Source organism: Sinorhizobium fredii USDA 205, from assembly GCF_001461695.1.
Lineage (GTDB): Bacteria > Pseudomonadota > Alphaproteobacteria > Rhizobiales > Rhizobiaceae > Sinorhizobium > Sinorhizobium fredii.
Genome location: NZ_AUTC01000189.1, coordinates 239,392 through 251,585 on the forward strand (window position 1 = coordinate 239,392; position 12,194 = coordinate 251,585).

General features: G+C 64.2%; 12 protein-coding genes. 4 read left to right on the forward strand and 8 right to left on the reverse strand.

The genetic code is table 11. The annotated features are described in order from the left end of the window. Window positions 1-66 precede the first annotated feature (66 nt). The 4 genes from smc to N181_RS27815 form a co-directional block, all read right to left on the reverse strand. Complete coding sequence (gene smc, locus N181_RS27800) at window positions 67-3,528, reverse strand: chromosome segregation protein SMC (protein ID WP_037392558.1); 3,462 nt, start codon at window positions 3,526-3,528, stop codon at window positions 67-69. Between the two features lie 280 nt (window positions 3,529-3,808). Further along, window positions 3,809-4,180, reverse strand: coding sequence for an endonuclease domain-containing protein (locus N181_RS27805; protein ID WP_037392551.1), 372 nt, complete (start codon window positions 4,178-4,180; stop codon window positions 3,809-3,811). Between the two features lie 86 nt (window positions 4,181-4,266). Further along, the gene (locus N181_RS27810; RefSeq protein WP_037392553.1) at window positions 4,267-5,076 is read right to left on the reverse strand and encodes a DsbA family protein; all 810 of its coding nucleotides are present in this window, start codon (window positions 5,074-5,076) and stop codon (window positions 4,267-4,269) included. Between the two features lie 122 nt (window positions 5,077-5,198). Next, a complete protein-coding gene (locus tag N181_RS27815; RefSeq protein WP_037392555.1) occupies window positions 5,199-5,705 on the reverse strand; it encodes a DUF721 domain-containing protein in 507 nt (168 codons plus the stop codon). A 91-nt stretch (window positions 5,706-5,796) separates the two neighbouring features. Between N181_RS27815 and mutY the strand changes: the two genes are divergently transcribed. From mutY to N181_RS27830, 3 genes are all read left to right on the forward strand, one after another. After that, entirely contained in the window at window positions 5,797-6,885 is a 1,089-nt protein-coding gene (gene mutY / locus N181_RS27820; RefSeq protein WP_037435801.1) for an A/G-specific adenine glycosylase, read from the forward strand. A gap of 56 nt (window positions 6,886-6,941) precedes the next feature. Next, entirely contained in the window at window positions 6,942-7,604 is a 663-nt protein-coding gene (locus N181_RS27825) for an HAD family hydrolase (protein WP_014327623.1), read from the forward strand. 129 nt (window positions 7,605-7,733) lie between these two features. Continuing rightward, a complete protein-coding gene (locus N181_RS27830; RefSeq protein WP_037392565.1) occupies window positions 7,734-8,771 on the forward strand; it encodes a calcium-binding protein in 1,038 nt (345 codons plus the stop codon). A gap of 191 nt (window positions 8,772-8,962) precedes the next feature. On the opposite strand, the gene N181_RS27835 is transcribed toward N181_RS27830, so the two are convergent. The 3 genes from N181_RS27835 to N181_RS27845 all read right to left on the reverse strand — a co-directional run bounded on the left by N181_RS27835 (window position 8,963) and on the right by N181_RS27845 (window position 10,887). Further along, window positions 8,963-10,093, reverse strand: a complete 1,131-nt coding sequence (locus tag N181_RS27835; protein WP_037392568.1) for a site-specific DNA-methyltransferase — start codon at window positions 10,091-10,093, stop codon at window positions 8,963-8,965. 112 nt (window positions 10,094-10,205) lie between these two features. Next, window positions 10,206-10,562 (reverse strand): antibiotic biosynthesis monooxygenase family protein, encoded by a 357-nt coding sequence (locus tag N181_RS27840; RefSeq protein ID WP_037392606.1) that lies wholly within the window; start codon window positions 10,560-10,562, stop codon window positions 10,206-10,208. A gap of 4 nt (window positions 10,563-10,566) precedes the next feature. Next, window positions 10,567-10,887 carry an NIPSNAP family protein gene (locus N181_RS27845; RefSeq protein ID WP_037392608.1) on the reverse strand — a complete coding sequence of 107 codons (321 nt, stop codon included), beginning with the start codon at window positions 10,885-10,887 and terminating at the stop codon, window positions 10,567-10,569. Window positions 10,888-10,958: 71 nt separating this feature from the next. On the opposite strand from N181_RS27845, the gene N181_RS27850 reads away from it, so the two are divergent. Then, window positions 10,959-11,639 carry a winged helix-turn-helix domain-containing protein gene (locus N181_RS27850; RefSeq protein ID WP_037392574.1) on the forward strand — a complete coding sequence of 227 codons (681 nt, stop codon included), beginning with the start codon at window positions 10,959-10,961 and terminating at the stop codon, window positions 11,637-11,639. A gap of 23 nt (window positions 11,640-11,662) precedes the next feature. On the opposite strand, the gene N181_RS32560 is transcribed toward N181_RS27850, so the two are convergent. Further along, complete coding sequence (locus tag N181_RS32560) at window positions 11,663-12,082, reverse strand: DUF1284 domain-containing protein (RefSeq protein WP_081319037.1); 420 nt, start codon at window positions 12,080-12,082, stop codon at window positions 11,663-11,665. Window positions 12,083-12,194: the final 112 nt, after the last annotated feature.

The window sequence follows — 12,194 nt, forward strand, 5'->3', positions numbered from 1 at the left end:
GCTGCAGTGCATCAAAAATGCAGCAGCGCCTCGGTTGCATGCCAATTGCCGAGGGAACGTGGCTGTTCAGACCGCTTCGCGCAGGCGCTCGGCCGTCTGCAGGTCGACGGAGACGAGCTGCGAAACGCCCTGTTCGGCCATGGTGACCCCGAACAGGCGGTTCATGCGGGCCATGGTGATCGGGTTATGGGTGATGATGATGAAGCGCGTCTGGGTCGAGGCCGCCATTTCATCCATCAGGTTGCAGTAGCGCTCGACATTGTGGTCGTCGAGCGGTGCATCGACTTCGTCGAGCACGCAGATCGGCGCCGGATTGGTGAGGAAGACGGCGAAGATCAGCGCCATTGCCGTCAGCGCCTGCTCGCCGCCGGAAAGCAGCGTCATCGTCTGAGGTTTCTTGCCCGGCGGACGGGCGAGAATTTCCAGACCCGCCTCCAGCGGATCGTCGCTCTCGATCAGTTGCAGCTCCGCCGTGCCGCCGCCGAAGAGATGGGTGAAGAGCCGCTGGAACTGCACATTGACCACATCGAAGGCAGCAATCAGCCGCTCGCGCCCCTCGCGATTGAGGTTCTGGATGGCGCCCCGGAGCTTGCGGATCGCCTCGATGACGTCGTCGCGCTCCTTGAGAAGCGCCGCGAGCCGTTCGGAGAGCTCCTTCTGCTCCTCGTCGGCGCGCAGGTTGACGGCGCCGAGACGCTCCCGCTCGATCTTCAGCCGCTCGAGTTCCCGCTCGATGGCGCGCATGTCGGGCAATGCCGCGTCGACAGCCAGTCCGGTCAGGCGCATCGCCTCGTGCGGCGGGCAGGAAAGCGCCTCCAGGATGCGCGCCTCGATCTCGACGCGCCGCTCGCGGGCCGAGACGAGCCGCTCTTCGGCCCGGCCGCGCTTTTCGCGCACTTCCGCGAGTTCCGAAAGCGCCGTCGCGGCGAGGCGATCGGCTTCACGTTGGCGGGTCTCCGCCTCGGCGAGGATGTCGGCCGCCTGCCGGCGCGCCATCTCCGCCTTCTGCAACTCGTTCATCAGGGCACGGCGCTTGTCCTCGAACTCATCGGGCGCGTCAATAAGCTCCTCGACCTCCTCGCGCGCCTCCGCCTCGCGGTCGCGCAGCGTCGCGATGTGCTCTTCGGCGCTCGACGCGCGCGCCCTCCAGGTCTCGCGCTCGCCGGCGATCGCGCTCAGGCGACGCAGACGCGCCTCGTTTTCGCGGGCAAGACCGTCATGCGTCGCCCGCGCTTCGGCAACCGCGGCGCGGTCCGCCGCAACATCCGCCGTCCGCGTGCGCAGCCGCAACTCCAGTTCCGCAAGGTCGGGCGCGTCGGCCAGCGCGTCGTTCGCCGCTTCGATCTGCTCGGCTGCCTCTTCGACCTGGCCTTCGAGCTGAAGCTTCGTTTCGGCGAGCACGGCGCGGCGGCGGGCCAAATCGCCGGAAGCGCGTTCGGCCGCGACAAGCGCGTCACGTGCCTCGGCGAGCTGCCGGGAAATCATCCGCTGGGCATCGCGCGACAGGCGAAGCCGCTCGTCCTCGGCGCGGATGCGGGCGCCGGCAGCGGCGAGATCCGCCTCCGCCTGGCGCAGGGCTTCGGCCGCATCCTCGGCCTCCGCTTCAAGCTCGGAAAGGCGGTTCTTCTGGGCAAGCCGGAGGGCGGCGGCGCTCGGCGCCTCAGATCCGGTGACGTGGCCATCCCAACGCCAGACCGCGCCTTCCTTCGTCACCAGCCGCTGGCCGGACCTCAAGAGCGGTAGCAGGCGTTCGGCCTCCGTTTCGCTTTGAACGATGCCGATCTGGCGAAGCGTGCGGCGGAGTGCCTCCGGGGCGCTGACGTAATCGCTCAGCGGCAAGGCACCGCTGGGCAAGGCCGGGTCGTCCGCATGGTCGCCGGGCATACGCCAGTGCGAGGCTGCCGCCTGTTCCAGCGGCGATTCGAGGTCGTCGCCCAATGCGGCGCCGAGCGCCGTCTCGAAGCCGCGCTCGACCTGCATATCCTCGACGACAGCCGGATAGTCGCTGGCGCCGGAAGCTTCGAGCATTCGGCGGATCGTACGGGCCTCGGTCTCGATGCCGTTCAGCCGCGCCCGCGCCTGATCGACGGGCGGGCGGGTGGCCGCTTCTTCGGCGCGTGCTTCGGCAAGGCTCTCCTCAACGGCGACGACAACCGCCTCCGCCTCCTCCAGCGCCGCTTCCGCCGCCTCGACCTGTCCCTGCTTCTCGTGCGGGTCCGGGAGCGCCGCCATCTGGCGGTCGAGACCTTCGAGGTCACGCGCCTGATCGGAAAGCTGGCGGACAAGGCGCGCCTGCCGCTCGGAAAGATCGCGCAACGTCCTGTCAAGCTGGTTGCGGGCGGCCTGCGCCTCGGCGCGTTCGGCGGTCAGTCGCGCCAGATCCGCCTCACTGTCGGAAAGTTTTTCGCTGGCTTCCTCCAGCCTTTCGCGCGCCGCCGCGGCGCGATCGTCCGCCTCGGCCAGCACCTCCCGCAGTTCTTCCTCCTCCTCATCGAGGCGGGCGAGAATGCCGGCATTGTCGGCGACCAGCCGTTCCTCGCGGGCAATATCCTCGGCGAGTTGCGACAGTCGACGCTGCAATTCGTCGCGACGGCGCAGGATGCGCCCGGCATCCTCCTCGAGTTGCGCACGGGCGATCTGCAGGCGCTGCAGCGCTGCAGCAAGCTTCGCCTCGTTCTCGCGCAGCTCCGGCAGCTTGAGGCTCGCGATTGCCTGATGCTTGGCCGCCTCCATCTGCGCCTGTGCCTTTTCGGCGACGAGTGCGGTGATCTGGTTCAGCTGGCTGGTGGCCTCGGCTTCCGCCTCTTTGGCCTGCACCCAACGGATGTGGAGCAGGATCGCCTCGTGCCGGCGAATTTCCGCCGACAGCATCTTGAAGCGGTTAGCCTGGCGCGACTGGCGCTTCAGGCTTTCGATCTGGCTTTCGAGCTGCGAGGTGACGTCATCGAGCCGCTCCAGATTGGTCTCCGCCGCCTTGAGGCGCAGTTCGGCCTCATGACGCCGCGAGTGCAGGCCGGAAATGCCGGCCGCCTCTTCGAGCAATTGCCGGCGTGCCTGGGGCTTGGCGGCGATCAACTCGCCGATCCGCCCCTGCCCGACCATCGACGGCGAACGGGCGCCGGTCGAGGCGTCGGCGAAGAGCAACTGGACGTCCTTTGCCCGCGCCTCCTTGCCGTTGATCCGGTAGACCGATCCCTGCTCGCGTTCGATGCGGCGCGTCACCTGGATCTCGTCGCTGTCGTTGAAGGCGGCCGGCGCGGTGCGGTCGCCATTGTCGAGGTAAAGGCCGACTTCGGCGGTGTTGCGCGCCGGCCGGTTGCCCGACCCGGAAAAGATCACGTCGTCCATGCCGGAGGCGCGCATGTTCTTGTACGAGTTCTCGCCCATCACCCAGCGCAGCGCCTCGACGAGGTTCGACTTGCCGCAGCCGTTCGGTCCGACGACGCCGGTCAAGCCCCGTTCGATGATGAATTCCGTCGGTTCGACGAAGGACTTGAAGCCGAGCAGGCGAAGCTTGTTGAACTTCACGGGCGGCACGCTGGGGTGGACGGCGTGTATACGTACCCCCCCTTGCGCTGTGCGCCGGCAGCGCTGTACCCCCCTCTGTCCTGCCGGGCATCTCCCCCACAAGGGGGGAGATTGGCCAGAAGCACGGCTTTCCGCGACATCAAGGTCGCAGATGCCGGAACTGCCGGAGTGATCGATCTAAGCGGGAGGTGATTGGTTGAACGGAACATTGCCGCTTGCCGATCTCCCCCCATGTGGGGGAGATGCCCGGCAGGGCAGAGGGGGGTAAGCCACGAGCGCCTCACTCGAAAGCCTCCTTCCCGATCACCCGCACGATATGCTCGCAAACATTGTCGATGTCGCGCAGCACATCATCATTCCAGAACCGCAAAACCGTCCGACCATCCGCCTCAAGACGTTGGGTACGCCGCCTATCGTAATCGGCATCTCCCGCTCTTGCATGATGCGAGCCGTCGACCTCGACGATCAGACGATGCGTCGCGCAGGCAAAATCGACGACGTAACCAGCAATTGGCACCTGCCGACGAAAACCAAGGCCCGTCAGTCGATGCGCGCGCAATTCGTTCCAGAGCTTGAGCTCTGCATCCGTCATCGCACTTCGCATGCGGCGAGCATTGGCACGAGCTTTCGGCGGGATGTCAGCGTGAGGCATAAGTCGACCTCGCCTGCTGCAAGCACCGAACAAGAAAAACGGGCGCACGGCTGCGGCCGTCGCCCGTCTTCAGGAAAAGCGAAGGATCAGAGCTTGCTGTCGATGAGGGCCGACAGAACGTCAACCGACATGTCCCCCGAATAGTGCTCGCCGTTCACGAAAAAGGTCGGCGTCGATTTCACCCCGAACTCCTTGGCGCCGCGCTGCATGACTGCGTTCACATCATCCAGAAGTTTTTGGTTCGTCAAGCAGGCCTCGAAGCTCTCCTGTGTAAAACCGGCGAGTTTCGACATCTGCAGCAGTGCGTCGCGGCCGTTTTCCGCGGCGGCCCACTGTTCCTGCTGCTTGAACAGCATGGAGATCATCGGGAAATATTGTCCCTCCGGGGCGCAACGCGCCAGCATGAAGGCGGCCGCGGCGCGCGGGTCGAAGGGGAATTCGCGCACGATGAAGCGCACTTTGCCGCTGTCGACATATTTCGCCTTGATGGCATCGAAGGTCTTGTTGTGGAAGTTGGCGCAGTGCGGGCAGGTCATCGACATGTATTCGACAATCGTCACCGGCGCATTGGCTTCGCCCAGTGCCATTTCCGGCAGCGCGCCGGGCTCCATCAGCTTCTGCACGTCGACGCTGCCTTCCGACTGCGGCAGCTCAGCCTTGGCAGCCGGGGCGGAAGCCTGAGCGACCTCGGTGCCGGCGGGCTTTGCCTGGCTGGCGGCCGGCGTTGCTGTCGTGGAAGCGGTGGTGGTTGCGTCTGCGCTCGCCGACGTTTCGGCCGGCGCCTTGGAAGCCGCCTCCTTCTTCTCTTCGCTGCAGGCGGCAAGCACCAGGGCGATCGCGGCGATGGCGACGCCACTCAGCAGGCGTTTCGGAAGGCTCGTTTCGGAAGCGGACATGGAGGGGACCCGTGTTCTAGGAGGGGAAAATAAAAGTGCGATTTCGATAACTTGCTCGATGCAAGGCGACAAGGGGTGGCGCTTCAACTGAATTCAAAGAATTGTGACCCCTTGATGGTGAATTACTTTCGGCGCTCGGACAGGACGGCAGTGCCGAGCCGCTTCAGTGCGGTCTTCAGCGCCTCGCTTTCGATGCCTTCGACCATGGTGTCGAGCCGGCGGGCCGGTTCGCCCGTCAGCGGTCCCGGCCGGCGATAGGGCTTCGGCGGCGCGGCGACCGGCTTCTGGACGATGCGCAACTGGCCGATCGCATAAAAGCCGAAGAAGCCATTGATGCGCTGGATCAGTTCGCCCTGGGCGTGCGTCAGGAACAGCGCCCTGGCGCCTTCACAGGCGACCGTCAGCACGCCCGGCTGGTAGCCGCCATCGCTGCCGATCTCGGAGCCGCGGCGCGGCCAGGCGATCTTTTCGGGTCGCGTGCAATCGGCAAATTCCGCCCCGGCAATCTCGTCCCAGGAGCCGAGCAGCATCGTGTTGATGCCGGCGCGCTTGGCGAGCACCGGATCGATCAGTCCGTTCGCAACCTCGCTGATCTGGACAACGCCCTTGCGGGATTTCGCTTCACTCACCGATAGAGACTTTCTGTTCGCAATTCCGATCGAGCCTTGAAGCTCGGGCAGGCGTCGGCCAAGTATAGGCCGGAAAAGGACTCCCCGGCAAATGACGCTCAACACCCTGAAGGCGACCGAAGCCGCCCCCCTTCTGCTCGACTGGTACGATCGCCACCATCGCGACCTGCCTTGGCGCGTCTCGCCGCCGATGGCGGCTCGCGGCGCCGTTGCCGACCCCTACCATGTCTGGCTCTCCGAAGTCATGCTGCAACAGACCACGGTGCAGGCGGTGAAGGCCTATTTCGACAAGTTTCTGGGGCTCTGGCCGACAGTGGAAGACTTAGCCGCAGCCGACACCGAGGACGTGATGAAGGCCTGGGCCGGGCTCGGCTACTACGCCCGGGCGCGCAACCTGAAGAAATGCGCCGAGGCTGTGGCGCGCGAGCACGGCGGCCGCTTTCCAGATACCGAAGAGGGACTGAAATCGCTTCCCGGCGTCGGCGACTATACGGCCGCAGCAATTGCGGCAATCGCTTTCAATCGGCAGAGTGCGGTTCTCGACGGCAATGTCGAGCGCGTCATGTCCCGCCTTCATGCGATCGAAACGCCGCTGCCTGCCGCCAAGCCGGAGATGCGACGGCTGGTCTCGGAACTGACGCCCTCCGACCGGCCGGGTGATTTTGCCCAGGCAATGATGGACCTCGGCGCCACGATCTGTACGCCGAAGCGTCCCGCTTGCTCGCTCTGTCCCTTCCGAGCGAACTGTCGGGCTCTCACCGTCGCCGACCCGGAGACCTTCCCGCGAAAGACGGCCAGGAAGGAAAGGCCGCTACGCCTCGGTGCCGCCTTCGTCGCAATTGACCGGTCCGACGCCGTCTATCTGCGCAAGCGCGCGGATTCCGGGCTGCTTGGCGGCATGACGGAAGTTCCGGGCACCGATTGGACGGCGCGCCGCGATGGCGAGACCTCGATCGAAGCTCGGCCCTTCGCTGCCGTTTGGGAGGCCTGCGGCACGGTCACCCATGTCTTCACCCATTTCGAGCTGCGCCTGTCGGTCTATCGCGCCGAGGTCACGCACGCAGTCGCAACCTCCGACGGCTGGTGGGAGCCGATCGCCTCGCTGAGGGCGCAGGCGCTACCGAGCGTCATGAAAAAAGCAATCACCCAGGCTATACCGCACGCGTTCAAAGCCGTGTAAAGCAGGGTCGCCTCACCGGCCGGTCGCTCAAGTCTATAATCGTTCAGGAATCGCCAATGAGCAGCGTCGACATCCGCCATATCGTTTTCGACATCGGCAAGGTGCTAATTCATTACGATCCGCAGATCCCCTACTCCCGGATCATCCCGGACGAGGCGGAACGCAACTGGTTCTTCGCCAATGTCTGCACGCATGATTGGAACATCGAGCAGGACCGCGGCCGTCCCTGGGAGGAGGCAGAGACGCTGCTGATCCGCGACTATCCAGAGCACGAGGAGCAGATCCGGGCCTTCCGCCTCCACTGGCACGAAATGGTGCCGCATGCCTATCCGGAGACGGTCTCGCTGCTCGAGCGCCTGATTGCCGAAGGCCGTGACGTGACGATGCTCACCAATTTCGCTTCCGACACGTTCCGCGAGGCGCAGAAGCGCTTTCCCTTCCTTACCCTGCCGCGCGGCGTCACAGTTTCCGGCGACGTCGGGCTGATCAAGCCGGACATCGAAATCTATAGGACGCACGCCCGAACCTTCGGCCTGGAACCGGCGGCGACGATCTTCATCGACGACAGCCTGGCGAATGTTGAAGCCGCCCGGGCGGCCGGCTGGCATGCCATCCATTTTACCGATGCGCGCGTGCTAAGGGCCGATCTGGTAGCCTATGGCGTGCAACCGCTAGGCGATCTAGACGACCCGGGTCTGGCAGTGGCAACCCGGGCCTGATTGTGTGGCCCTGGCCGCCGAGCCGCTGCGCGAATTCACGAAAACGCCGCAATCGGTTCACCCGCCATTCAGCTTCATTGCTCCATGATCCGCGTTAGATTTCAACGCCTTCGGTAACAGGGTAGAGCAATGGCCACGCGCATTTACGGTACGAACTACGCCGATATCCTCAAGCAGAACAGCTATATCGCCGTCGAGATCTATGGCTATGACGGCGACGACGACATCTACCTCAACAGGACCGACAGCTACGGCGGATACAACTATGTCGATGCGGGCTACGGCAACGACCTGGTGGTGAACTCCTACGAAGGCGGCAACGATATCTATATGGGCGCCGGCAACGACATCTATGTCGCCGACATCCGGGCGCGTGACACGAGTTCCTATGACGTCGTCTATGGCGGCAGCGGCAACGACCGCTTCGAAATCGACGGCTATGGCAGCAACTACTATGGTGAGAGCGGCAACGACACCTTCCTCTCGGCCGGCTTCAACAACTACTTCAACGGCGGCACCGGCATCGACACGATCAGCTACCAGTTCCAGGACGACTGGAGCTCGGAACGCGGCAAAGGCGTCACGATCGACCTCGGCTACAAATATGCGACGACCGGGAGCGGCCGGCGCGAGGACCTGATCAGCATCGAGAATGCCACCGGCACGAATTACGGCCATGACGACATTGCCGGCAGTTCGGCCGCCAACACGCTGCGCGGGCTTGGCGGCAACGACCTCCTCGAAGGGCTCGGCGGAGACGACTTCCTCGACGGCGGCAGCGGCGCCGACGATCTCTATGGCGGCTCCGGCGCTGACATCCTGCGCGGCGGCACTGGCTTCGACTATCTGGTCGGCGGCACCGGCACCGACAGCTTCGATTTCAACGCTATCGGCGAATCGGTCGTCGGCAGCAGGCGCGACGTGATCACCGATTTCCGCCGCTCCGAATACGACGTCATCGACCTTTCGACGATCGACGCGGACACGACCTGGAGCGGCAACCAGAAGTTCACCTATATCGGCGGCAGCGCCTTTTCGGGAGACGCCGGCCAGTTGAACTTCCGCTCCGGAATCCTCTCGGGCGATGTCAACGGCGATGGCCTTGCCGACTTCCAGATCAAGGTGAATGGTGTCACCAGCCTCAGGGTCGACGACTTCTTCCTTTGAGACACCCACCCTTCCTGTGAAGCCCCGTCGCACTCCGCGGCGGGACTTTGCGTTTGGCGGTGCTCACCTTCCATCTTCCATACAAACGCCCGGAATCCTTGCGGATTCCGGGCGTTTAAAGCTCTCCATCCGGGACTGAAGGTACAAGACCGGAGGGAGCGCCTCTCGAAGACCCAGGCGGAACTGGTTGATCAGTTCAGTTTTGCCAGGTCATTTCGAATGACGGATCTGAGTTCGTCGATGGGCTTCAGGGAACTCCCCTCTTCGAAATGCCAGAACGTCCATCCGTTGCAGGCGTCGAGCCCCTGAACCTTGGCGCCGAGGCGGTGGATCGAGCCGGCCTCGCCGCCGGAAGCCAGCGTGCCATCGGCGCGCACGATCGCGCTGTAGCGGCGCTTGGCATCGGTTAGCACCGTGCCGGGCCTGATCAGCCCGCTTTCCACGAGCGTATTGAAAGCCACGCGCGGTTCCGCCTTTTTGCCGGTCATCACCGAAAGCGTGGCCTTGCCGAGCGGCTCGATCGCGGCGATGCGCTCAGAGGCGGCATCGATATAGTCCTGCTCGCGCTCGATACCGACGAAATGGCGGCCGAGACGCTTGGCAACCGCACCGGTGGTGCCGGAGCCGAAGAAGGGATCGAGCACGACGTCGCCGGGCTTGGTCGAGGCCATCAGGATGCGGGCAAGCAGCGCTTCCGGCTTCTGCGTCGGATGCACCTTCTTGCCGTCGTCACCCTTCAGGCGCTCGCCGCCGGAGCAGATCGGAAACAGCCAGTCGGAGCGCATCTGCACGTCGTCGTTTGCCGCCTTCATGGCTTCGTAATTGAAGGTGTAGCCCTTCGCCTTGGCATTCGGCGTCGCCCAGATCAGCGTTTCATGGGCGTTCTGGAAGCGGCGACCCTTGAAGTTCGGCATTGGGTTGGTCTTGCGCCAGATGATGTCGTTCAGGATCCAGAAATGCAGGTCCTGCAGGATCGCGCCGACCCGGAAGATATTGTGATAGGAGCCGATCACCCACAGCGTGCCGGTCGGCTTCAGGACGCGGCGGCAGGCCAGCAGCCAGGCGCGTGTGAAGGCGTCATAGGCCTCGAAGGAAGCGAACTGGTCCCATTCATTGTCGACGGCATCGACCAGCGACTGGTCGGGCCGGTGCAGCATGCCGCCGAGCTGCAGATTATAGGGCGGGTCGGCGAAGACGACATCGACCGAATTGTCGGGAAGCGCGTTCAGCGCGGCCACGCAATCCCCCTTGATGATGCTGTCCAGCCAGTTCAGCGGACGGGCGGCGCGGGAGATTTCTGCAAGCGAAACAACTGAAGACATGGGCAACTCGCAAATACGCTTACTCGGACTATACGCTTATGGTTACCGAAGATGGTTACCAAAGCCTGAAGGCCTTCCGGGAAAATTTGCGTCGTCGCCCATTGCCTCTCGTTCAGGCCGCGTTGTCCCCGTGGCATTGACGGCTGTCCGACGGCGCCTCATGGCGCTCGTTGAGGCCGTAGTCGCGGACAACCGCCGCGATCCTCAAACGATAGTCGGCGAAGACGCCGTTCCTCCCAGCCGCTTGCGCCGCGCGATGCTCGGCGCCGTTTCGCCACGCCTTCACCGCCTCTTCATCCCGCCAGAAGGAGAGCGACAGCAGCTTGTTCGGATCGGCAAGGCTCTGGAAGCGCTCGATCGAGATGAAGCCGTCGATCCCGTCCAGCAGCGGACGCAGGTCGGCGGCAAGGCCGAGATAGGTATCGCGTTCGCCCTCGGCCGGCAGGACTTCGAAAATCACCGCGATCATCGCGTCATTCCTTTCCATGCGGCAGCGAGACGTTTTTCAGGAAGATGCGGTCCTCCTTGAGGATGAAGCGCTCGCGCCGGGCGAACGCGTAATTCTCGCGACCAAGCGGATCGGCGGCAAGACGCGCCCGGTAGGCCTCGTAGGCGGCGAGGCTTTCTATGTTGTAGACGCCATAGGCGGTCGTCGCCGAGCCTTCGTGCGGGCCGAAATAGCCGATGAGGTCGGCGCCGCAGCGCGGGATCGCCTCTCCCCAGTTGCGGGCATAGGTGGCGAAATCCTCCTTGCGGAACGGGTCGATCTCGTAGCGGATGAAGCAGGTGAGCATGGTTTTCTCCTTGTTGATGACTTGCATCATGCCCGCTTGTCGCGCCCGGATGCTTCGACTACGATCGAAGTATGAAGGAAGGTCCCGACATTGCCCTCATCGGATCGCTGATCGGCGATCCGGCGCGCGCCAACATGCTGACCGCGCTGATGGCCGGTCAGGCGCTGACGCCGACGGAGCTTGCCGCGCATGCCGGCATCACGTTGCAGACCGCAAGCTCGCATCTCGCCAAGCTGGAAGCCGGCGGACTGCTGACGCAGCGCAAGCAGGGTCGGCATCGCTACTATGCGCTCAGCGAGGACGAGGTCGGGCTGATGCTCGAAAGCCTGATGGGCTTTGCCGCCAGCCGTGGTCTGACGCGGCATCGACCGGGGCCGAAGGACCCGGCGCTGCGCAAGGCGCGCGTCTGCTACAACCACCTCGCCGGCGACTATGGCGTGCGCCTGCTGGACAGTCTGGTCGCCGCCCGTCAGATCGAAGTGGCCGGAGAGGACCTCGCTCTGACCGACGCAGGCAGGGACAGGATTGAGGCGCTCGGCATCGACTACGGCGCGCTCAGGAAATCCCGCCGGCCGATCTGCCGAACCTGCCTCGACTGGAGCGAGCGCCGTTCGCACCTTGCCGGCTCGCTCGGTGAGGCGCTGCTTACACTTTTCATCGACAAGGGCTGGGCAAAACGCGAGAGGGACAGCCGCGTCGTCCGCTTCAGCGATAGGGGCGAGAAGGCCTTCCTGGAGCTCTTTCCGCTATAGGCGTTTTGGCATCGCGCGGCGCGCTAGCTCTGAACCAGCGTCCCTTCGAAGCCGTCACGCCCGATGCGCGTGCAAAGCCCGGACCATTCGCATTCATGACACGCGGCACGGATCAGACCGGCCGCGAATGCGGCACGCAGAGCATCCAGGCGCTGACCATCGAGGTTGAGAACCGAACCGGTCTTGAGCGCAATACCAAGTCGCTCGTCAATTGCGGCCAGAGCCCACGCGTCGCGGTCGCGAATGTCGTTGTTGCGGCAATGGGCTTCGGGCCGATCCAGCATCGGGGCGCAGATGTCGTCCGGCCCTTCGACGATCTCGATTTCCTCGCCGGCCGAAAGGCGCGCGGCAATCAGGCGAAAATTGCCCGTGAAGGCGGGCGTGTAGCCCTCGCCGACGAAGGTGAGCAGACACAGGAGATGATGTCCGCGAAGACGAACCATCAGAAGACGCCGATCCTACTCGGTTTGCCGTAGGAGTTTACGACAATCAGAACCGAGGGTCAGCACCTAGTCATCTGAATCCGAAATTCGTGTCATAAGCTGTTGTCGACCT